Origin of the sequence: Gulosibacter sediminis, from assembly GCF_023370115.1 — a bacterium.
Taxonomy (GTDB): Bacteria; Actinomycetota; Actinomycetes; order Actinomycetales; family Microbacteriaceae; genus Gulosibacter; species Gulosibacter sediminis_A.
The window spans coordinates 420,330-441,358 of record NZ_CP097160.1; the positions used below are offsets into that span (position 1 = coordinate 420,330).

Below are 21,029 nucleotides of genomic sequence, written 5' to 3' on the forward strand. Positions count from 1 at the left end.
AAGGAACACCGATGATTCGATACGACGAGGTCGCCGACCTCGAGGGCGAGCAAGCGATTCGCGTCCGCGCCCTCATCGACCGCAGCTCGGCGATCTGGGACATGCCGCTCGACCGCGACACCGCGGATGCGTGGGAACAGCAGGTCGCCGACTGCGAGGCCGAGGGTGTGCCGCACCTCGCGGCGAGCGCCCGCTACGGGCAGTACTCGCTGTTCTCGCAGTCCGGCAAGGCGCAGGAGGCGCTCGAGGCGTATGCGCGCCTCATGCAGATCATCGCCCGCTACGGCGACCACCTGCACCCCGAGAACCTCGCGACCTTCCTCGAGTCGATCAGCACCGTCGCCTCGACGCTCGTCGACGACCCGCGCATCCCGCGCGCCCAGCTCGAGCAGGTCGTCGGCCTCGTCGAGGCGCAGATCCGCGAGCGGGGCCTCGACCTCGGCGAGGCGTTCCTCGCGAAGGCCGAGCTGAGCGCCGACTTCGGCGACCGCGACGCAACGCTGCAGCACCTCAACGAGTGGCTCACCACCGACAACGACTACTGGCAGCCCGGCAGCCCGTACAGCTCGGTCTACGAGAGCTCGATGCTCGTGCGCGTCGACCCGCAACTCGCGCTGCGCACGCTCGAGCAGCGGCTCGCCGGCCTCGGCGTCGGCCCGGGCCCCCTCGACCCCAACCACCCCGAGCTGGCGCACCTCGTGAGCCTCCGCGCGCGCCAGGGCGTGCTCTACGCCCGTGCCGGCCAGCGTGCGGTCGCCGCGCAGATCGGCGACGAGCTGCGCGAGCAGTTCGAACTCGACTCGCTCATCGACGAGATCGAGGCCCAAGATCTCCTGGTGGTGCTCGAGCACCGCCGCGACGAGGCGGAGGAGTTCGCCGACCACCTTCTCACCCAGCTCTACCTCGACGAGACGAACTGGCGCACCACCGCCGCGGTCGCCCGCGTGCGCGTGCTCGCCGACCCGGCGAACGACGAGGGCTGGCTGCTGTTCAAGATCGCCGAGGATGCGGCGGAGCTGCACGACGAGCGCGGCGGGGTCGCGACCCGCCACCTCGACGAGCTGCGCGAGTTCTGGCTCGAGGGCCTGCCGCATGCGCCGAAGCTCGACATCGTCGACGACGCGGCGGTCTGGGGCGACCCTCAGGCCCGTGCCGAGCACATCCTGCAGGCCGGCTGGCTGCCGCGCCAGACTCACGGCGTTTCGATCGACGGTGCCCCCGTCTCGATGAACGAGCGCTACTACGAGTCCATTTCGGCCGTGCAGGAGCTGAGCGAGGAGTCGACGCAGCCCGAGCTCGTCGACAAGATCATCGCCCGTGCGCAGGAGTTGCGCCTCACGACCGTCGTGTTTGGCACGCTCTTCGTCGGGGCGATGCAGCACGCCGTCGTGGGTGAGAACCGCGCCATGCTCGAGGGCCTCGCGCGCACCCAGCGTCTGCGCCTCGACGACAACGACGCGATCGAGCCCGGCGTGCGCGCCGCCGGCGAGGGCGGCTACGTCGAGGTCGTGCACCAGGCCCTCGGCGACCCGGAGGTGTCGATCGACTCGGTCGCCGAGTTCATCACCCGCGAGCACGAGGTGCGCGCGAAGGTCGGCGGCTCGACGAGCCAGCTCGCGCTCGGCCAAGCGGAGGTCGCGGCCCAGCTCGGCAATGTCGACGCGCTCAAGGAGCTCCTCACCACGTTCACGCGCTGGCTCGAACACGAGAGCGAGCAGGTCGACGAGCACAAGCTGCTGCTCCAGGCCGCGGGCCTCGTCGCCCCGTTCAGCCCCGACTACACGGCGGCCCTTGCGAGCCAGGTGCTCGACGAGACGCACGACGCCGAGCACCGCCGCGCCGCGCTCGCCTGGGTGGCGTGGCGCGAGCTGCAGGACGGCCGCGCCGAGCGGGTGCCCGAGGTCGTCGCGAGCATCGAGGAGATTGACCGCGACCTCAGTGAGTTCGGCTCGGTGCCAGACTCGGTGCTCGTGCAGCTCGCGGAGACGGACCCCGACGAGCTCGCGTGGGTCGTCGAGGCCGCGCTCGACAATGTCGACTACGAGGGGGCGCCGGTCGACATCGACATCTTTGCGACCGCCGCGCACTTCCTGCTCACGCATCGGCCCGACGACCCGCGCGGGCCCCAGTTCCGCGACGAGGCGCAGCGCATTGCCGCGGAGCTCGATGCGCGCAACGGCAACAGCTTCCAGAGCTGGCGGCTGCATACGCAGTGGCTGCGCGACGCGCAGCAGCAGGGCTAGCCGCGGGTCGGGAAGCCGTGCGGGTTGCCGTGCAGCACGCCCTCGAGGCGGGCCGAGCGCTGCCGGCGCCGCTGCATCCCGAAGTATTCGCGGTCGCGACGCACGACGCTGACGCCGACGAGGAAAGTCTCGGCGTCGACGTCGGGAATCGGATGCACGTACGGTCGCGCCCGGCGCGCCAGGTCACCCGCGAGGTGCTGGCGCGCCGCCGGCGCGAGCTTCGTTGACTGCACGAAGAAGTCGCGGATGCGGCGGGCGAGCGGGTCGGGCAGGCGCGCGACGTCGGCGACGCGGGCCCAGGCCACGAGCTGCGGCGGCAGCGCGAGGGCGAGCGGTTGGGGCCGCGGCGCGCGCTCGTACTGCGCGTAGGTGCCGGCGAGGAAGTCGCCGACACGCTTCGAGCGACCATTGAACAGGCCGACGAGCGCGGCGATGCTACCGAGCGTGAGGAAGATCTCGGCGAGGCCCGCGAGGGCGCGCACGAACGAGTGGCGGAAGCCGATCGCGCCGCCGTCGTCGCGCACGACGCGGAGCCCGAAGATGAGCTTGCCGAGCGAACGGCCGTTCGAGAGCACCTCGATCGTGAGGGGCACGAGGATGAACCAGAGCACCGCCCAGGTGATCTGAATCACGTTGATCCAGACGTCCTCGAACCTCACGTTGCTGTTCTGTAGGAAGTTCGTGAGCATCCAGGCGAGCAGGAGCAGCGAGACCAGGTAGCCGACGAAGATCACGAACGCGTCGATCGCGGCGCTGCCCGCGCGCAACAGCCAGCCGGCGGCCGGGATGCTCAGGGCGACGCCCTCGCCAATGACGACATCGTCGTCGGCAAACGAGGCAACTCGGGGCGCGGGCTGCGAAGACATGAGAGTATTTCACCACATGGACATCGACGCCTACGCGGCCGCGCAACGCGCGGAATGGGAGCGGCTCAGCGAATTGTCGCGCAGCCGCCGACTTAGCGGCGCCGATTCGGATGCGCTCATCGCCCGGTATCAGGCTGGCGCGACCGACCTCTCGGCCATCCGCACGGCGACCGGCGACAGTGCCGAGAGCGTGCGCCTCTCGCTCGACCTTGCTCGGGCCCGCCGCCGCTTCACCCGCGTGCGCCGCAACGTGCTCGTCGTGCTGCGCGAGTTTTTCGTTGAGCAGCTGCCCGCATCCCTCTATAGCGTGCGCTGGTGGACTCTCGCGGCCGCCGTGCTCACCATCGTCGCGGGCGTCTTCTCGTACTTCTGGCACATGTCGAACCCCGAGATCCTCAGCTTCTACGGCAGCCAGTCGGGCCTGCAGCAGTATGCCGAGGAGGACTTCATCAACTACTACTCGGAGTATTCCGAGTCGGCCTTCACTGCCCAAGTGTTCACGAACAACGCGTTCATCGCGGCGCAGTGTATCGCGTTCGGTATCACCGGCATCTATCCGATCTTCGTGCTCATTCAGAACGGCATCGGCCTCGGCATGTCGGCGGCGGTGCTCGCGTCGTTCGGGCACCTCGACGCGTTCTTCCTCTGGATCGCGCCGCACGGCCTGCTTGAGCTCACGATGATCTTCGTCGCGGGCGGGGCGGGCTTCGCGCTGTTCTGGTCGCTCGTCGTGCCCGGCAACCGCACGCGGGTGGATGCGATGGGCGCGGCCGGGCGCACGCTCATCATCGTCGCGGTCGGCACGACGATCTTCCTGCTGCTCTCGGGCCTCGTCGAGGGCTTCGTCACGCGGCAGGAATGGCCGTGGGCGGTGAAGATCGGCATCGGCGCGCTCGCACTTGGCGCGTATCTCGCCTACAGCCTCGTGCTTGGCCGGCGCTCGTACCTGGCGGGGCATCGCGGCGATCTGCGCGCATCCGAGGCTGGGTACACCCAGGTCTATGCCGACTAAAACGATGTCGCTGCGCAATCGCGTGCTCGTCTCACTTATCGGCATCACCGCGATCACGCTGTTCATCACGACGCTCGTTGACTTCGTCATCGACTGGATCGACTACGACGAGCAGGTTGCCGGCGGCTTCGATCGCTCGTTCGCGCAGGTGACCGAGCTCGCGCGCAACGGTGTCGACCCGGCGACGGGCGAGCCGTTCGCGTCGGCCGAGGCGCTCGTGCAGCTCGCGATTGAGCGCGCCGTGTCAGAGCCCGGGCAGGGCTTCCTCGGCATCGTCGACGGCGAGGCGCGGTGGGCGGCGCCGACGACCGTGGCGCTGCGCGTCGAGGACGACCCGGAGTTTGTCGAGCGCGTTGAGGCCGAGGCGGAGGGCGCGAGCGGCACCACCGAGCTCACCTTTGGTACCGCCGAGCGCACCTATCGCGTGCTGCTCGTGCCGATCGCGATGGCGGCGAACGATGCGACTGACGGCACCGATGCGTTTGTCATTGCCTATGACGTGTCGACCGGGCGCAGCGCGCTGCTGCAGCAGCATCTGCTCAGCCTCCTAGTCGGCGCCTTCGTGCTCGCGCTCGCCGGGCTGTTCGCGTGGCGCGCGTTTGGCCGCGTGCTCGCGCCGCTCACGGCCGCGCGCCAGACGGCCGAGGAGGTCACGGCATCCGATCTCAGCAGCCGGATTCCGGTCGAAGGCAACGACGATCTCGCGCTGCTCGTGGGCACGATCAACGCGATGCTTGACCGGCTCGAGGCCGCGTTTGCCGGGCAGCGCGAGCTGCTTGACGAGGTGAGCCACGAGTTGCGCACGCCGCTCACGATCGTGCAGGGGCACCTCGAGCTGCTCGACGAGCATGACCCCGAGGAGGTCGCCGACACGCGCGCGCTCGTGCTCGACGAGCTCGCGCGCATGAACCGGCTGATCGAAGACCTGTTGCTGCTCGCGAAGTCGGGGCGGCCCGACTTTGTGCGCCGCAGTGAGGTCGACCTCGCCGAGCTGCTCGACGGCGTCATGCAGAAGGTGCGCCCGCTCGGCGACCGCGACTGGCAGCTCGAGTCGCGGCCCGAGGTGGTCGTGCGCCTCGACCCTCAGCGCATCACGCAGGCGCTGCTGCAGCTCGCGGGCAACGCGGTGCAGTATTCCGCGCCCGGCAGCCGCGTCGCGATTGGCGCCTACCTCGAGCCGGCCGCCGGCATACTGCGCATCTGGGTGCAGGATGCGGGGGTTGGCATCGCGCCCGAGCAGCGGCAGCGCGTGTTCGAGCGTTTCGAGCGCGAGGAGGACGGCGGTGAACTGCCGACGATCGGCGGCGGGCTCGGCATCGGCCTCGCGATCGTCACCTCGATCGCCCGCGGCCACGACGGCGCCGTCGACCTCGAGTCGCAGCCCGGCGTCGGCAGCCGGTTTACGCTCGTGCTGCCACTACGTCAGTCCGAACCCGACCCCGAACCCGAAGCGAGCGGAGCCGCAGCGTGACCAGCATCCTCATTGTCGAAGACGAGGCGCGTATTCGCGCGTTCATTACCAAGGGGCTCAAGGCGGCCGGATACGCGGCGGTCGGCGTCGCGACGGGGCGCGAGGGTATCGATCACGGGCTGAGCGAGGAGTTTGACCTCATCGTGCTCGACATCGGTCTGCCCGACATCGATGGTTTCGACGTGCTCGATCAGCTGCGCGGCTCGGGCGTGCGCACGCCCGTGATTGTGCTGACCGCGCGCACCTCGGTCGACGACACCGTGCAGTCGCTCGAGACCGGGGCCGATGACTACATGCCGAAGCCGTTCCGTTTCGAGGAGCTGCTCGCCCGCGTGCGGCTGCGGCTGCGCGCGACGGCGGATGCGCCGGGCTCAGCCGCCGCGGCGAGTGCGACCTCGCTCGAGCACGGTGGCGTGCGCCTCGATCTGCGCACTCGGCGAGTGACCGTCGACGGCGCCGAGGTTGAGCTGTCGGCGCGGGAGTTTTCGCTCGCGCAGGAGCTGCTCGAGCATGCCGGGCAGGTGCTCACGCGCGAGCAGTTGCTGTCGCGGGTGTGGGGCTATGACTTTGACCCGGCGTCGAATGTCGTCGATGTCTACATTCGCTACCTGCGCCGCAAGCTCGGCAGCGAGCGCATCGAGACCGTTCGCGGGGTTGGCTACCGGCTCGCGTCGCGCTCGTAGGCGGCGCTAGTCGTCCCATTCGTCGTCATCGTCGTCCCACTCGTCGTCATCCCACTCATCATCGTCATCGTCGTCGTAGCTGCCGCCCGACCCCGACCCGCTCTCGGGTTGAATCGGTTGTGCCGGCGCCGGGTTGACGGGCTGCGGCTGGGGCAGCGAGCCGGAATCGTCGGATGGGTCAGGTGTGCCAGTCGGTGTTGCGGTCGGCGTCGCCGAGGAAGTCGCCGAGGAAGTCGAAGTCGGGATCGGGGTGCCGCTCGCGGGAATCGTCACGGCGTCGCCGACTTCCTGCTGCTGGTCGCTGTTCGCCATCGCGATGCCCGAGAAGGCGAGCAGCGCGAGCACGAGCACGGATGCGGCAGATAGCAGCACGGGGGCGAGGCGGTGCATGGCGGATCTCCTAGTTGGTCTCGGGATGCTGCGAGCGTAGCCAGCGCGCCGAGTCGCCCGTATGAGGCAGAGATGAGAGAACTCTCATGTTCACACGAGTCGGACGTTGGGTGCGTCGGTCTCGTTCCAGCGGAATAGCACCAGGTCCCAGAGCCCCGGGCGCTTGCGAGAGGGATCGATGAGCCCGTTTGCACCGATCTCGAGGAGGCGGTCGCGCACCGCCCAGGACGTCGGCGTTCCTCCGGTGGCGACGAGGTCTTGCCAGGGCGTGATCGCGTCAGCAAGATCGATGCCGGCCGCCGTGAGTGCGTCCGGATCGCGCAGATCGACGATGCCGGACGCCTCGACTTCGACCTCGACGATCTCGAGCGTCACCGACCGGGCGTCTTTGTGCGCGACCATCGCGGCTTCGACACCTTAGGAGACGAACTCAGATACAGCGTCGGCTCGTGCGCCCTCGAGTACCGTCCTGCCGAACGCGAGCCGGCGATCGCGAACTCACGGAAGCGAGGACCAATTGCTCGGTAGAAGGTTCCCCGAATTGCCGAACCGAAGGTCGAGTCGATGCTTGCCACCTGCCCAGCATGCCATCTCGCGCGAATCGCGAGATCCGCAGGCGATGCTCGATCAACGCCGCATCGGTGACGAACTCCGGCTTCCTCAAGACGAACTCCGGCATTGCTAAGACGAACTCCGGCAACATTAGAACGGCGCGGGGTCGTTGATCGCGTCATAGCTCTGGTTGTCGACGGGTTTGAAGATCGGTCCGACTGGTCTTGGTTCGACGGTGACCCATTCGCCGCGCGGGGTTCGCCACCTGACTTTGCCGCCACCGAGTTGCTCGCACGCCCACGGACGCTGATGTTTCAGCGTGTGGTGTTTTGGGCAGAGGTGTCCCAGGTTTTCGACATCGGTGTTGCCGCCCGCGGCCCACGGTTTCGTGTGATCAAGTTCGCTTTGATGTGCGGGTCTGCGGCAGCCCGGGAATAAACACACTTGGTCCCTGGCTTGCAGGAATCTGCGCATCGATGGGGTCGGGGTGCGGGTATCGACGGTCAACACGTGCCCGGTGATCGGGTCGGTGAAGATTCGTTGGAAGCACTTCGCCTTTGAGACCATGTCGCGGGCCTCGGTCATGCTGACCGGCATCATCCCGTTCAGTGTCGCGACATCACGCGGTGCGTCCGGGTTGAGGAGGTTCAGGACCGGGATGACGATGCTCACCGTCGCGGTCACGCGCGAGTGGCCCTTGGCGTCGTACTCGCGCATGCTCTGCGGCGTCGTGGTGAGGAAGGTCTCGACGAACAGGTCGGCCATCAGCTGGCGCACCGTGCGGGGGTCTTCGATGAACTCGGCGTCTGCAGCAGAGAGTGCTTCCCCGCGTGCTTGTGCGTCGCGGACGCGGCGCCGGTGTTCGTCGGCCTCGGTCACGTGCTCCTCACGGAGCGCTTTGGCTTGCTGCTGCATGAGGTCGTACATCGCGTGGGCCTGCAGCGTTGGGATGTCGGCGGTGATGCGCGACATGCCGAACTCGCGGTCCTCGATCTTGACGTGGCGGGCCTGGTATTCGTGCTCGAACGCGGCCTCAAACTCTTCGGCCCCGAGTTCGGCGGCGAGTTTGCGGGCGTAGGTGTCGGTCGCGGCGACGGTCTCGCCCGTCGCGAACTCGAGCACCTTGGTCGCGTAGTCATCGCGGCGCCCGTCGGGCACGATGCCCGCATGCCGCAACAGCGCGCGAGCATGCCGCATCGTCACCGCCGCCTCGCGGAGTGGGTCGAGCCACACAACAAAATCGGTACCCAGTCGATGCGCGTCATACGCCCGGTTCAGGAGCGCGGTGTCGGACTCGTTCGTGTGAATCCCGAACTCCGCCACGATCGACCGCAGGTTCAACCGCAGCAAATCGTCCGGGCTCGCGACCGAGGAACGTTCCTGCAGTTGCGCGTGCGTCCGGTGCTCTGCGACCGCGTAGGCCTGCGCGAGGCCAATCATCTTCATGTACGCGCCGACTTGTTCAAGTTTCGCCCCGTTCAACACCATGCCCTCAATCGCCGCGAGCGCGTCATTGAGCCCGTCGGTCTCGGGTGGCGGCGTGGTGCCGTCTGGTCGGTGCTTTGGTGTGCGACGGCTCGGCTCGTCAGGAGCAGCGCCTGTGCCGGGCGGGGGCGTGGTGCCGTCTGGCCGCTGCTTCGGTACACGACGAATCGGCTCATCAGCATCAGAGCCTCGTGGGGGAGTCGTTGCGGTCATCGGGCGTCACCTCCTCGAAGGTGCGTCAATGGGGGAACCGTTATAGCAAGTATATACGCATCGATGAAAAATCAGAAGGGAACATATGTGCGAATGTTGCTTGCTTGGATGTTCGATTGTTCGAGCCTTGGTGGGCCGGTTTTCGACCTAGGTTCACTCTTTCACGAGCCACCGACATTGCTGTGGTGGCCTGTCTGAAACTGGTAGTCGTGGGGGCTCTTCCCATATCAAGAGGACCACGAGCCACCGACACAACTGACGGCTTTGGAACGCGCTGGGATCCTTCGCCAGGGCGGTTCTGCAGGGGCCCACACTCTGTGAACAAACCAAACTCGTCGTCGACAGCTAGCCCCTCACTGAGGACCTAGTGCTCGCGCCCGGTTGTTGCCATCCGACGATCTAGGAATGGTGGTACGCCGAGCCCAAGCCCGAGCCCAGACTCGCGCCCATCCGCGCCCCGCTACAGCCGCCCAGCCTTCTTCAGCTCCAGGTACCGATCGGCCACTCGCGGCGGCAGCTCATACGGCGTCGCGGTAATGGTGTCGACGCCGAGCTGACCGAGGGCGCGGCGGACGCGCTGCGCATCCAGCATTGACCGTTCGGCGGCGGCGGCGCGGAAAACGGTGTCGCGCTCGCTGAGATCCTGCGCGGCCTCGGCCACCTCGGGATCGGTCACCGAAGCCACCAGCACGAGATGTCGCTGCGCAAGCTCGGGCACGGCCTCGAGCAGCGCGCGCGACGAACCCTCGTTGTCGGCGGTCGTGAGCAGCACAACGAACGCACGGTGCGTCGTCACCTCGCGCACGAGCTTCGGCACGTCGAGCCAGTTCATCTCGAGCAGCTCGGGCTCGACATTCGCCATGGCATCGGTGATCTTCGCAAGCACGGTAGGCCCGCTCGCCCCCTGCACGCGCGCCCGCACGCGCTGGTCGTACGAAACGAGATCAACCCGGTCGCCGGCCCGCGTCGCCAGCGCAGCGAGCAGCAACGCCGACTCGATCGCGGTGTCGAGCCGCGTCTCGTCGTCGATGCGCGCGGCCGAGGTGCGGCCCGAGTCGATGATGATTACGACGCGGCGATCGCGCTCCGGCCGCCAGGTGCGCACGACGAGCTCCTGCTGCCGCGCGGTCGCCCGCCAGTCGATCGAACGCACATCGTCGCCACGCACGTACTCGCGCAGCGAATCAAACTCGGTGCCCTGGCCACGCACCTGCAGGGTCGTCTGCCCATCCAGCTCGCGCAGTCGCTGCACGCGCGACGCGAGGTGCCGGCGCGAATTAAAGGGCGGCAGGATGCGCACGCGACCGGCCGACTTCAGCGTCGCCTGCCGTGCCACCAACCGCAGCGGCCCCCACGACCGCACAACGACGACCTCGCTGCGCCGGTCGCCTCGGCGCCACGGCTTTAAGTCGGTCGTGACCGCGCGCCGCTCGCCGGCGGGGATGCGCACGCGCTCGCGCATCCGCGGGGCACCGGCCGAGGGCTCCCAGGCATCGCGCACCTGCGCGTTCAGCGTGCGCCCGGCGAGGTTCGTGAGCAGCAGCGTCGACGACACCGTCTCGCCAAGCCGCACCCGCTCGGGCAGTTCGCGCGCAATTGAGATGCGCCGGGCGGGCGTCGCGAGCAGCCAGTCGATGACGCCGAGCAGCAGCCACACCAGCAGCACAATGCCGAGCGTGCCCAGCGCGCTGCCGGCGGTCGTGCCGAACAGCATGATGGGCAGCGCCCCGAGCAGGAGCAAGCCGACGTAGATACCGCTAAGTGCCATGACGAAAACTAGATCGGAACCTGCACCTGCTGCATGATCGACCGCAGCACGGAGTCGGCCGAAACCCCCTCGAGCTCGGCCTCGGGCTCGAGCACGATGCGGTGGCGCCAGGTCGGCAGCAGCATCCGCTGCACGTGGTCGGGGGTCACAGCGGGGTGGCCGTAGAGGTACGCGCTCGCCTTCGCGACGCGCAGCAGCGCCGTCGCGCCACGGGGCGAAACGCCCATGCGTACCGAGGGCGATTGCCGCGTCGCGCGAGCGAGGTCGACGACGTACGCGAGCACATCCCCGCTCACCTGCACCCGCTGCGCCTGCGCGCGGGCCTGCTGCAGCTCGCTCGCGCCGAGCACGCGCTGCACACCGACCGAGCCGAGGTCGCGCGGGTTGAAGCCGGCGGCGTGGCGCCGCAGCACCTCGATCTCGGCGTCGCGCGGCGGCAGGTCGAGCACGAGCTTGAGCAGAAAGCGGTCGAGCTGCGCCTCGGGCAGCGTATAGGTGCCCTCGTACTCGATCGGGTTCATCGTTGCCGCCACCATGAACGGGTCGGGCAGCTTGCGGGTGACGCCGTCGGCCGACACCTGGCGCTCCTCCATCGCCTCGAGCAGTGACGACTGCGTCTTCGGCGGGGTGCGGTTGATCTCGTCGGCGAGCAGCAGGTTCGTGAACACGGGCCCCTCGCGGAACTCGAACTCGCCCGACTTGTTGTCGTACACGAGCGAACCGGTGACGTCACCAGGCATGAGGTCGGGCGTGAACTGCACGCGCTTCGTGTCGAGCGCGAGCACCGTGCTCAGCGTGCGCACGAGCAGCGTCTTCGCGGTGCCGGGAACGCCCTCAAGCAGCACGTGTCCGTCGGCGAGCAGTGCGAGCACGAGCCCCTCGACGGCGGCGTCCTGCCCGACGACGGCCTTCGCGACCTCGGCACGCACGCGGCCGAGCTGGTTACGGATCTGGTCACTCATCGCTTGGGTGCTCCTTCGTGGCGGTTCGTCGTGTCGTTTCGGTGCGGCCCGTCGCGGCGCGCACGCGCCGTTCGAGCTCGGCGGCGGCGTTCGCGAGGTCCACGAGCGCCGAATCGGAATCGGGGTAGCCAACGAGCAGCACCTGGTAGGCGTGCTCGCGCGTCACCCCGGCGGTCTGGGCGGTCGCCTCGATCACGGCTTCGGTCGCCTCGCCGCGGCCAAGGCCGAGCAGCTCTGCGAGGCGGGTGATGGTGCCGAGGCGGATGCTGTCGAGCGCGTGGAGTCGCGCGTCGCTGTTGTCGTACAGGCGGGCGCGACCCTCGATGGTCTCGGCGGCCGGCACGGTGACGGGCAGGCGCTCGGCCACGAGCGGGCCGAACCGTCGGCCGCGCCAAATGACGCAGGCAACGCCGACTCCGATGAGCAGGATGATCACCGGCGTCAGCCACGGCGGCACGTAGTCGCCGAGCGAGGGGGTGTCGGTGAGGCTGTCGGCGCTCGACGGCGTGTACCAAACGAGGTGCTCGTTCGCGCCGAGCAGGTTGATCGCCATCGCGGCGTTCGCGCCCTCGCCGATCATCGCGTTCATGAGGTTCGACGACGCCCCGAACACGACGATCTCGACACCCTGCTCGACGCCGATCACGACCGCGTAGCCGTCGCGCACCTGATAGCAGCCGACCGAGTCGCCGCTCGGCTCGAACTCGTGCCCGCCCTCGTTCGTGATCTCCGGGGCGAGCTCGCCGAACCCGCAGGCCGAGCCCGCGTCGAACGTGGCCGCCGCATCCGGGTCGTTCTCGTTCGACGAGTACTGCCCGCCGAACGTCGCGACGCGGCTGCTCAGCTCGTAGCTGCTGCCCGACGGGTTGAGCAGCACGATGCGATCGATGTCGCCGAAGTAGCCGGCCGCGATCTGATCGATCTGCTCCTCGGCGAGGATGTACGACGGGTCGTCGATCACGACCGTCGACGAGCCGCCCTGATCGAGGCCCGACGAGAGCTCGTCGAGCGAGTTGGCGTGCTGCGTGTCGACGCCCTGCTGGCCGAGCACCTCGAACAGCGCCTTCGCGCCGGTCGGCGCTGGCGACGTCGGGTCGAGCGGACGGTTCGACACCGAGCCCATCGAGCCGAGCGCGAGCACCGTGACGAGCGCGGCCGCAAGCAGGCCGCCGATCGCGACGAGCCAGCCGCGCATGCGGCGCCACGCGCCCCGCGAATCCGGGGTGAGCGATTCGGCCGCGGCGGGCGCCGTGGCGGTCGTGGTTTCGGGGGCGGATGCGCTCATCGCGTCAGCGCCTCGGGCTCGGGCAGGAGGTGGGGTCGCGTGTGCTCGAGGCGGGTGTCGAGGTCGCGTACCTGCTCGTAATCGCCCTCGCCCGCGGCGAGACCCGCGTAGCGCACCTGGTCGAACGAGCCGGATGCGCGGCGCAGCTCTTCGACCTCGTCCGGGAACGGTGCGGTCGCGGCCGCGGCGACGCCCTGCGCCGTCGTGCCGGGGCGCAGTCGAATGACGGTGCGGTCGGCGAGGCCGCGGGCGATCGCGCGGAAGCGCTCGGTGAGCGCGAGCGACCAGTCCGCCTTCGCGGCCGCCGCATCCGCCGCCGCGCGCAGCTGCGCGACCGTGCGCGTGTCGTTGTCGAGGAACACGGCGCCGTGCTCGGCCCGGCGCCGGGCGACCGCGCGGGGCCGACCGAAGATTACGACGAGCACGACCACCGCGATGATGCCAATAATGATGAAGATCCACGCGGGGTTGATGCCGAAGACGCCGTTCGGGGCGTAGTTAAACAGCGAGGCGAACCACTCCCAGAGCTCGTTGAAAAACTGGTCGATTGGGTTCGGCTTCGCCTGCTGATACTCGCTCTTCGCGAGCTCCTGCAGGAGCCAATCGCGAGCGGTGTCCTCGTCGGGGTCGAGTGGGATCGTCATGCGGCCTTAGAAGGGTCGGGGATGCTCAGGGCCGTCGGTCTTGTCGGTCGCAGCCCCGGTGCCCGGCTCGCGGCCGTCGCCACCCTGCTCGCCGGTGCTCGGCTGCTGGCTGTTCCACGCCTGCTGGCCGCCCGACGCGTAGGGGGAGGTCGGCGCGTCAACGGCCGGCTCCCCACCGTACGGCTGACCGGACTGCTGGCCGAACTCAGCCCGCTGCCCAAAGCCCTGCTGCGAAGCATCCTGCTGTCCATACCCAGCCTGCTGCTGCCCATACGGCTGATACGGCTGCTGCTGCCCAGGCTGGCCCGGCCCATACGACGCCTGCCCATACCCGGCAGGCCCGTACTCGCCCGCGGGCTGCGGGAACGGCTGCTGCGGCGCGTACCCGGCGGGCGGTGCGGCCGGCCCGAGGTCGGGCGCGGTCCAGGGATCGCGCTCGGGCTCGCGGCCCTCGTTGTAGTCCTCGGCGGCCTGCTGGAGGTGGATGTTGAGCCCCTCCTTGCGCATCCGCAGGTCGGTGTACATGATCGCGGCGTTGCCGCCGAGCAGCACGGTCGAGATCGCCTGCAGCACGGTCGACAGCAGCACCGAGAGCAGCGCCATGCCGATAGCGACGCCGAAGACGACGCCCTCCTGGCCGGTCGTGGTCTGCCCGAACGGCACGAGCACGCTGGTAAAGGAGAACAGGAAGCTTAAGATGCCCGAGATGGTCTGGGTTGCAACGCTGACGATGAGCGAGACGAGGATCCAGATGCCGAAGGTGCGCCAGAAGTAGCCGTTCGTGAGGCGCCAGCTGCGCGCGATGGCGCTGATCGGGCCGTAGCCCTCGAGCACGATCGACGGCACGGCGACGAGCAGCTTCGTGTTTACCCAGAAGAACAACGCGAGTCCCGCAAAGAACAGGAGAATGCCGAACAGCAGCAGCACGACGACGGGGTTGTCGTTCTGCGCGAGGATCACGAAGAAGATGATGATCGGTAGCAGCAGAATGCCCATGGCGATGATGCTCGCGACGGCCACCACGACGACGTAGCCGAGCACCGCCCACACGCGGCGCCAGGCGGTGCGGAACGCCTCGCCGAGCGTGAGCTTGCGCGAGAGCGTGCCGGCCGCGACGACCTGCGCCACGATCACCTGTACGAGGCTGCTGCTTATGAGCGACATCACGATGCCCGGGATCAGCGCGAGCAGCAGCCACGTTGTCATCGAGATCGCGAGGTCGTCTTGGTCGCTGACCTCGGCCATCGAGATGCGGTTGAGGCCGACGATGAGCGCGATGGTCGGCAGCACGGCCGTGACGAGCCCGGTGACGAGCTGGATCAGGAACGCCCCGCCGAAGCTCGCCGCCACGTTGACGCGCAGCAGGCGGAAGGTCGCGCTGAAGATCTCGCCGAAGGTCAGCGGGCGCAGGGGAAAGAGGCCGGGCTTGGGCGGCGGGCGCCAGCCGAGCGGCTGCTGCGGAGCGCCGCCATCGAAGTTCCACGATGCGGAACCTTGTTGTTGCCAATTGCTCGCACCCTGGGGCGTCGCTCCGGGCTGGTTCGGGTACGGCTCGTAACTCACCCTTTCATCGTCCCACAGCGCGGCCGCGCGTTTCATCGTCCACAAGAACGACCACGACCGGGTAGGCTCTGCCTAGATCATCAACATTGGGGAGGACACGTGCCCGGTCGAGTTTTGGTCGTCGACGACGACACCGCATTGGCCGAGATGATCGGCATCGTGCTCGATTCAGAAGGGTACGACCCCAGCTTCTGCTCCGACGGCGCGCTCGCCGTCGCGAAGTTCCGAGACGAAGAACCCGACCTTGTGCTCCTCGACGTCATGCTCCCGGGCATGGACGGCATTGAGATTTGCGAGGCGATCCGCGCCGAGTCCGGCGTGCCGATCATCATGCTCACCGCGAAGTCCGACACGACCGACGTCGTGCGCGGCCTCGAGGCCGGGGCCGACGACTACATCGTTAAGCCCTTCGACCCGAAGGAGCTCGTCGCCCGCATCAAGACGCGCCTGCGCGCCACGACGAGCGAGCCGAGCGAGGTCATCAAGGTCGGCGACCTCACTATGAACCTCGCGGCGCACGAGGTCATGCGCGGCGACACCTCCATTAACCTCACGCCGCTCGAGTTCGACCTGCTGCACACCCTCGCGGCCAAGCCGAACCGCGTCTTCACGCGCGAGGAACTCCTCGAGCAGGTCTGGGGCTACCGCTTCAAGGCAGACACCCGCCTCGTCAACGTGCACGTGCAGCGCCTGCGCGCGAAGGTCGAGATCGACCCCGACCAGCCGAAGATCGTGCAGACCGTCCGGGGCGTTGGCTACCGAGCGGGGCACACCGGCAACTAGGTGATGCGCTTTCGACTTTTTCGTGGCGGGCGCGCCGCCCCCGACTCCGATCGCATCCAGGTTCGGCTGCCGAGCAGCGTCGACACCGGCTGGGTCGACACGCCCCCGGGGCGCTGGTGGCGGCCGCGCGAGTTCTGGCAGAACATCCGCTTTCTCTGGCGCACCTCGCTGCCGTTTCGCACAACCGTCGTCGCGGTGACGCTGACGAGCATCACGGTGATCGCCGTCGCGCTGGTCATGAGCAACACCATCGCGCGCGACCTCTTTACTTCGCGCACGCAGGATGTTCAGCTCGAGGCCCAGCGCGCGGCCTCGGTCGCGCAGGCGACGCTCGAGTCTGGCGGCGAGACCGACGAGCTCGCGATCTCGGCGCTGCGGCAGGATGCGATTGACGCGGCGACCGCGCAGGCCCCCAACGCGATCGGCTGGGCCTTCTACCGCGTACCCGACCAGTCGACGACGAGCGTGATTCAGGACATCGCGTCGGAGGGCGTCGACCGCAACCTCACGAGCGATGAGCTGCGCTCGGCCGTGCGCGCCGAACCCGACACCGTGCACTATCAGTCGGTTGGGCTGCCGGATGCGGAGGGCCAGGTCGAGCCCGGCATCGTCATCGGCCGTGTGGTCACGGTGCCGAGCGCCGGCAACTACGAGTTCTACCTCGTCTATTCGCTGCAGTCGTCACAGGACACCCTCGACTTCGTGCAGCGCACGCTCGCCATCTCGATGGCGATTCTCGTGCTGCTCGTCGGGCTCATCATCGGCTCGATCATGCGCGCCGTCATGCAGCCGGTGCGGCTCGCTGCCCAGACGAGTCGCCTGCTCGCGGCAGGCCAACTCGAGGAGCGCATCCCCGAAAAAGGCGAGGACGACATCGGTACGCTCGCGCGCTCGTTCAACCACATGGCTGACAACCTGCAGCATCAGATCGAGCAGCTCGAGAATCTCTCAAAGGTGCAGCAGCGCTTCGTCTCCGACGTGTCGCACGAGCTGCGCACGCCGCTCACGACGATCCGGCTCGCGGGCGGCCTCGTGTACTCGCGCAAAGAAGACTTCGACCCGACACTCTCGCGCGCGGCCGAGCTGCTCCACGACCAGGTCGAGCGCTTTGAGCTCCTGCTCGCCGACCTGCTCGAGATCTCTCGCTACGACGCCGGCGCCGTCGAACTCATGCGCAAGGAGCACGACCTCAAGGCGCTCGCCGAGGACGTCATTGCCGCGATGCTGCCGGTCGCGATCGAGCACGGCGAGTCGCTCGTGCTGCGCGCGCCCGACCGCCCCGTGCTTGCGCAGTTCGACGACCGCCGCGTCAACCGCATCGCTCGCAACCTGGTCGCGAACGCGATCGAGCACGGCGAGGGGCGGCCGATCGTCGTCACCGTCGACTCGAACGCAACGGCGGTCGCACTCTCGGTGCGCGACTATGGCATCGGCATGAGCGAAGAGCAGCAGGCGAACGTGTTCGAGCGCTTCTGGCGCGCCGACCCCTCGCGCAAGCGCACGATGGGTGGCTCGGGCCTCGGCATGGCGATCGCGAAGGACGACGCGCACCTGCACCACGGCCTGCTCGAGGTGTGGTCGGTGCCAAAGCTTGGCACGAACTTCCGCCTCACGCTGCCGATCGCCGCCGACGAACCGATCGTCTCGTCGCCGCTGCCGCTGCTGCCTGAGGATGCGGGGGCCGAGACCTATACGCGCGAGCACCAGGGTGAGAAGGTGGAGGGGTTCTCGAACGAGGACGTCACGACGCAGCCGATCACGCTGCCCATCACCCTGCCGGGGCTCGAACCGGGCTTCCCCGCCGGGGCCGACGCGTCGGACGACGACACGGACAGCGAGGAGGAGTCGAAGTGAGCGCGCGCATCCGCCGAGCCCTGCTCGCCCTCGTGGCGGGCGTGAGCATCCTTGCCCTCGGGGCGTGCGCGTCGATACCGACTTCCGGCTCGGTCGAGCAGGGTTCGGCGCAGGAAGAAGCGACGACGCAGAGCCTGCGCTACTACCCGGCCGGCCCGAGCGACGGCGCGAGCCGCGAGGAGATCGTGCAGGGCTTCATCGACGCCGGCACGGGCAGCCAGAACGACTTCGCGACCGCGCGCCAGTACCTCACCGACGACGCCGCCGCGTCGTGGGATCCCACCGAACAGGTGCTCATCACCTCGGGCCAGGTCTCGATGCGCACGAACGACAACGATGTCATCAACGTGTCGGTCGCCGTGAGCGGCGAGGTGAACGCGCACGGCGTCTACCGCGAGGAGCTGTCGAGTAGCAGCGAAGCGCTCGAGTTCACGCTGCAACAGGTCGACGGCGAGTGGCGCATCTCCGAGGCGCCCGACGGCGTGGTGCTCATGCGCCAGGCGTTCACCGACCTCTACCGCTCAACCGCGCTCACGTTCCTCGACGTCGAGCAGCGCTACGCGACGCAGGACCTCCGCTGGTTCCCGAACACCGATGACTACGCGACCCGCGTGGTCGAGGAACTGCTGCGCGGCCCCGCCGAGTGGCTCTATCCGGGCGACGCCGTCACGACGGCGTTCCCCTCGGGCACCTCGCTGCTGTCGGACGTGACGATCGCCGACGGGCAGGCCACCGTGAACCTCTCGGGCGATGCTTCGGCCGCGGCGAGCGCTTCCGACCTCTCGCTCATGCGCCTGCAACTTGAGCGAAGCCTCACCGTGCTCGACGAGGTGCAGTCGGTCGAACTGCGCGTGAACGGCGCGCGCATCGACGCGAGCCTGCCGGGCGCCGACACCGTCATCACGAGCCCCGACGTCAACTCGCTGCCGCTCGTCTACCAGGACGGCAGCATCGGCTACCTCAATAGCAACTCGCTGTCGCTGCCGAACGGCACCGAGAATGTCGACGCCGCGGCGGCCGAGATTAACCCGATTCGTGGCGCCCTCTCGGCGTCGAGGCAGACGGTGACGATGCTCACCGAAGACGGCACGTATGCGATGCGCTACGACGACACCTCGCCGACGCTCATCGACAGCCGCGGCGGCCAGATCGAGCCCGCGCTCGACAACTGGGACTGGGTGTGGACCCAGTCGACCTCGCAGACCGGCCTCTACGTGTCGAAGATCGGCGAGGGCTCGATCTTCGAGATCCCGCTGCCGTCGGGCGTCGCCCCGAACTTCATCTCGCACCAGGTGTCGCGTGACGGCACGCGCCTCGCGGTGCTGTTTGACGACGGCGACGGCGTCACCCTCGCGATCATGCCGATCATGCGCGACGGCGGCGAGCCGATGGCGCTCGGCGATCCGCTGCTGCTCGAGATGCCGGGCACCGAAGACACCGCGAACGACGTGGCGTGGGTCGACAGCAACAGCGTCGCAATGCTCGTTGACGACGGCGACGGCACGACCGAGGTGCGCCTCTACCGCGTCGGCGGCGAACTCACCTCGCTCGGCACGATTCCCAACGCCGTGCAGGTCGCCGGTTCGAACACGCTCGCCGGTATGCGCGTCGTCGACCGCCAGGGCATCGTCTACGCGCCGCGGGGCACCCGCTGGCAGGCCTCCGAAACGGTCGTGAACTTCCTCTTCGCCCAGATGTAGCCGAGCCTGTGGATACCGCGGCCCCGCTCCGGGCCGCGCGTGCCACCCTGGCCACATGGCACATCCCCTGCAGGCCGCCCGCGACGCGCTCGCGACGCTCTTCCCCGTGAGCTGCGCGGGCTGCGGCGCTCGCGACACTGGCGTGTGCGAGGCCTGCCGGCGCGAGTTACGGGCCGCGTGTGTGCCCGAGGTGGGGATGCTCGGCGCGCTCCCGCTCGCCTCCGCTGCCCACTACAGCGACCGGCTGCGCCTGCTTGCCGACGCGTTCAAGGAGCGCGGCAGGGTCGATGTCGCGAGGGTGCTCGCGCCGCTTCTGCGTGCATCCCTGCTCGCGCTGCTGCGCAGCCTGCCCGAGCGGCCGGCCGAGACCGTGCTCGTCGCCGTGCCCTCGCGGCGTTCGGCACGCGCCGCCCGCGGCTTCGACCACGTGCAGCTGCTGCTCGAGCGCGCCGTGGGGCAGCCCGGCATCGCCGGGCTCGCGCACATTCGCAGGGTGCGTGATCAGGCGGCGCTGAGCCGCGAGCAGCGGGCGGAGAACCTCGACGGTGCCCTGCGCGCGCGGCCAGCACTTCGCGGCGCCAACTGCATCGTGGTCGACGACTTCTCGACCACCGGCTCGACGTTGCTCGAGGCCCAGCGGGCCCTCGAAGCGGCGGGCGCGAAGGTGCTCGGGGCGGCCGTAGTCGCCCGAGTCATAAAGCACAACATTACCTCGGCAAATTCTTGACGTCGTAGGGGAATCGTGGAGGTTGATTCTCGTAGTATCTGAGAGACATACATACACATCCGGCTCGGGGTCCCGAGTTCGCGAACCCCGAGTTCGCAGATCAGGAGGGTGAGATGGACGTCACAATCAGCGGCCGCAACACCGAGATTCCCGACCGATTTAAGGACTACGCGGAAGAGAAAGTCACTGCGAAGGTGCAGCAACTTTCGGAGCGCGCCCAATCGGTTGAAGTGAAGCTCAAGCGTCGCACCGACCGAGCCGGCAACATCCTCGACAAGGGGAAGGTAGAGATCACGGTCTTCGGGCCGTTCCCGACTATCCGTGCCGAGGCCGACGCGGGCGACAAGTATGCGGCATTCGACATCGCGCTCGATAAGCTCGTCGAGCGGATGCGCCGAGTGAAGGACAAGAAGAAGCACCGCCACGGCGGCCAGAGCCTCGCGGATGCGTCGGCGAAGGACTTCTCGCACCTCGACATCGTTCCCGCTGATACCGGTGTCATTGATGTCGTCTCGGGGCAGGCACAGCCGGCCGCGGGCGTCGACGAAGCGCCGTCGTACGACGACTACAACCCGATCGTGATTCGCGAGAAGGTCTTTGCCCCCAAGCGCATGACCCCCGACGAGGCCGTCGACCACATGGAGCTGCTCGGCCACGACTTCTTCCTCTTTATTGAGGCTGGCCCCGAGCGCCCCGCCGTCGTCTACCGCCGCCGCGGCTGGGACTACGGTGTCATCGCGCTCGATGAGAACGGTGCGACCGAGGGCAGCGCACCCGAAGAAGTCACCGCGAACTCGGTGGCCTAGTTCGCTCCCGAACTCGGGCAGG

General features: G+C 68.4%; 18 protein-coding genes. 9 read left to right on the plus strand and 9 right to left on the minus strand.

Features of this window, described 5'->3' with window-relative positions; genetic code table 11:
• Nucleotides 1-11 precede the first annotated feature (11 nt).
• Complete coding sequence (locus M3M28_RS01815) at nt 12-2,243, plus strand: hypothetical protein (RefSeq protein ID WP_249387159.1); 2,232 nt, start codon at nt 12-14, stop codon at nt 2,241-2,243.
• Here the strand turns inward: M3M28_RS01815 and M3M28_RS01820 are convergent.
• Nucleotides 2,240-3,109 (minus strand): RDD family protein, encoded by an 870-nt coding sequence (locus M3M28_RS01820; RefSeq protein WP_249387160.1) that lies wholly within the window; start codon nt 3,107-3,109, stop codon nt 2,240-2,242. The genes M3M28_RS01815 and M3M28_RS01820 overlap by 4 nt on opposite strands.
• A gap of 16 nt (nt 3,110-3,125) precedes the next feature.
• Here M3M28_RS01820 and M3M28_RS01825 point away from each other — a divergent pair, with 16 nt between their 5' ends.
• The 3 genes from M3M28_RS01825 to M3M28_RS01835 are packed head-to-tail and all read left to right on the plus strand — an operon-like array spanning nt 3,126 to nt 6,275.
• Nucleotides 3,126-4,121, plus strand: coding sequence for a stage II sporulation protein M (locus tag M3M28_RS01825; RefSeq protein ID WP_249387161.1), 996 nt, complete (start codon nt 3,126-3,128; stop codon nt 4,119-4,121).
• Nucleotides 4,111-5,592 (plus strand): sensor histidine kinase, encoded by a 1,482-nt coding sequence (locus tag M3M28_RS01830; protein WP_249387162.1) that lies wholly within the window; start codon nt 4,111-4,113, stop codon nt 5,590-5,592. Before M3M28_RS01825 ends, M3M28_RS01830 begins: the two co-directional genes overlap by 11 nt.
• Entirely contained in the window at nt 5,589-6,275 is a 687-nt protein-coding gene (locus M3M28_RS01835) for a response regulator transcription factor (protein ID WP_249387163.1), read from the plus strand. The genes M3M28_RS01830 and M3M28_RS01835 overlap by 4 nt, the downstream gene beginning before the upstream one ends.
• Nucleotides 6,276-6,281: 6 nt before the next feature.
• Here M3M28_RS01835 and M3M28_RS01840 read toward each other — a convergent pair whose 3' ends face one another.
• The 8 genes from M3M28_RS01840 to M3M28_RS01875 all read right to left on the minus strand — a co-directional run bounded on the left by M3M28_RS01840 (nt 6,282) and on the right by M3M28_RS01875 (nt 15,137).
• On the minus strand, nt 6,282-6,665 hold the full coding sequence (locus tag M3M28_RS01840) for a hypothetical protein (protein ID WP_249387164.1): 384 nt from the start codon (nt 6,663-6,665) through the stop codon (nt 6,282-6,284).
• Nucleotides 6,666-6,755: 90 nt separating this feature from the next.
• Nucleotides 6,756-7,040, minus strand: a complete 285-nt coding sequence (locus tag M3M28_RS01845) for an RES family NAD+ phosphorylase (protein WP_249387165.1) — start codon at nt 7,038-7,040, stop codon at nt 6,756-6,758.
• Between the two features lie 327 nt (nt 7,041-7,367).
• Nucleotides 7,368-8,915 (minus strand): HNH endonuclease signature motif containing protein, encoded by a 1,548-nt coding sequence (locus M3M28_RS01850; RefSeq protein ID WP_249387166.1) that lies wholly within the window; start codon nt 8,913-8,915, stop codon nt 7,368-7,370.
• Nucleotides 8,916-9,375: 460 nt separating this feature from the next.
• Nucleotides 9,376-10,683 (minus strand): DUF58 domain-containing protein, encoded by a 1,308-nt coding sequence (locus tag M3M28_RS01855; protein WP_249387167.1) that lies wholly within the window; start codon nt 10,681-10,683, stop codon nt 9,376-9,378.
• Between the two features lie 8 nt (nt 10,684-10,691).
• A complete protein-coding gene (locus M3M28_RS01860) occupies nt 10,692-11,645 on the minus strand; it encodes an AAA family ATPase (protein WP_249387168.1) in 954 nt (317 codons plus the stop codon).
• Nucleotides 11,638-12,930: a DUF4350 domain-containing protein gene (locus M3M28_RS01865; RefSeq protein ID WP_249387169.1), complete on the minus strand. Its 1,293-nt coding sequence runs from the start codon at nt 12,928-12,930 to the stop codon at nt 11,638-11,640. Before M3M28_RS01865 ends, M3M28_RS01860 begins: the two co-directional genes overlap by 8 nt.
• The gene (locus M3M28_RS01870) at nt 12,927-13,574 is read right to left on the minus strand and encodes a DUF4129 domain-containing protein (RefSeq protein WP_249387170.1); all 648 of its coding nucleotides are present in this window, start codon (nt 13,572-13,574) and stop codon (nt 12,927-12,929) included. The genes M3M28_RS01865 and M3M28_RS01870 overlap by 4 nt, the downstream gene beginning before the upstream one ends.
• Before the next feature lie 6 nt (nt 13,575-13,580).
• Nucleotides 13,581-15,137: a glycerophosphoryl diester phosphodiesterase membrane domain-containing protein gene (locus M3M28_RS01875; protein WP_249387171.1), complete on the minus strand. Its 1,557-nt coding sequence runs from the start codon at nt 15,135-15,137 to the stop codon at nt 13,581-13,583.
• 99 nt (nt 15,138-15,236) lie between these two features.
• Here M3M28_RS01875 and mtrA point away from each other — a divergent pair, with 99 nt between their 5' ends.
• The 5 genes from mtrA to hpf all read left to right on the plus strand — a co-directional run bounded on the left by mtrA (nt 15,237) and on the right by hpf (nt 21,007).
• Nucleotides 15,237-15,920, plus strand: coding sequence for an MtrAB system response regulator MtrA (mtrA, locus tag M3M28_RS01880; RefSeq protein WP_283255712.1), 684 nt, complete (start codon nt 15,237-15,239; stop codon nt 15,918-15,920).
• Between the two features lie 3 nt (nt 15,921-15,923).
• Nucleotides 15,924-17,774: an MtrAB system histidine kinase MtrB gene (mtrB, locus tag M3M28_RS01885; protein ID WP_249387172.1), complete on the plus strand. Its 1,851-nt coding sequence runs from the start codon at nt 15,924-15,926 to the stop codon at nt 17,772-17,774.
• Nucleotides 17,771-19,474, plus strand: coding sequence for an LpqB family beta-propeller domain-containing protein (locus M3M28_RS01890; protein ID WP_249387173.1), 1,704 nt, complete (start codon nt 17,771-17,773; stop codon nt 19,472-19,474). The genes mtrB and M3M28_RS01890 overlap by 4 nt, the downstream gene beginning before the upstream one ends.
• 55 nt (nt 19,475-19,529) lie before the next feature.
• Nucleotides 19,530-20,201: a ComF family protein gene (locus M3M28_RS01895; protein WP_249387174.1), complete on the plus strand. Its 672-nt coding sequence runs from the start codon at nt 19,530-19,532 to the stop codon at nt 20,199-20,201.
• A 113-nt stretch (nt 20,202-20,314) separates the two neighbouring features.
• On the plus strand, nt 20,315-21,007 hold the full coding sequence (gene hpf, locus M3M28_RS01900; RefSeq protein WP_249387175.1) for a ribosome hibernation-promoting factor, HPF/YfiA family: 693 nt from the start codon (nt 20,315-20,317) through the stop codon (nt 21,005-21,007).
• Nucleotides 21,008-21,029: the final 22 nt, after the last annotated feature.

Excerpts from the sequence above, each read along its gene's own strand:
- M3M28_RS01815 (WP_249387159.1), top strand. The coding sequence starts at position 12 with ATGATTCGATACGACGAGGTCGCCGACCTCGAGGGCGAGCAAGCGATT.
- M3M28_RS01820 (WP_249387160.1), bottom strand. The coding sequence starts at position 3,109 with ATGTCTTCGCAGCCCGCGCCCCGAGTTGCCTCGTTTGCCGACGACGAT.
- M3M28_RS01825 (WP_249387161.1), top strand. The coding sequence starts at position 3,126 with ATGGACATCGACGCCTACGCGGCCGCGCAACGCGCGGAATGGGAGCGG.
- M3M28_RS01830 (WP_249387162.1), top strand. The coding sequence starts at position 4,111 with ATGCCGACTAAAACGATGTCGCTGCGCAATCGCGTGCTCGTCTCACTT.
- M3M28_RS01840 (WP_249387164.1), bottom strand. The coding sequence starts at position 6,665 with ATGCACCGCCTCGCCCCCGTGCTGCTATCTGCCGCATCCGTGCTCGTG.
- M3M28_RS01850 (WP_249387166.1), bottom strand. The coding sequence starts at position 8,915 with ATGACCGCAACGACTCCCCCACGAGGCTCTGATGCTGATGAGCCGATT.
- M3M28_RS01855 (WP_249387167.1), bottom strand. The coding sequence starts at position 10,683 with ATGGCACTTAGCGGTATCTACGTCGGCTTGCTCCTGCTCGGGGCGCTG.
- M3M28_RS01860 (WP_249387168.1), bottom strand. The coding sequence starts at position 11,645 with ATGAGTGACCAGATCCGTAACCAGCTCGGCCGCGTGCGTGCCGAGGTC.
- M3M28_RS01865 (WP_249387169.1), bottom strand. The coding sequence starts at position 12,930 with ATGAGCGCATCCGCCCCCGAAACCACGACCGCCACGGCGCCCGCCGCG.
- M3M28_RS01870 (WP_249387170.1), bottom strand. The coding sequence starts at position 13,574 with ATGACGATCCCACTCGACCCCGACGAGGACACCGCTCGCGATTGGCTC.
- mtrB (WP_249387172.1), top strand. The coding sequence starts at position 15,924 with ATGCGCTTTCGACTTTTTCGTGGCGGGCGCGCCGCCCCCGACTCCGAT.
- M3M28_RS01895 (WP_249387174.1), top strand. The coding sequence starts at position 19,530 with ATGGCACATCCCCTGCAGGCCGCCCGCGACGCGCTCGCGACGCTCTTC.
- hpf (WP_249387175.1), top strand. The coding sequence starts at position 20,315 with ATGGACGTCACAATCAGCGGCCGCAACACCGAGATTCCCGACCGATTT.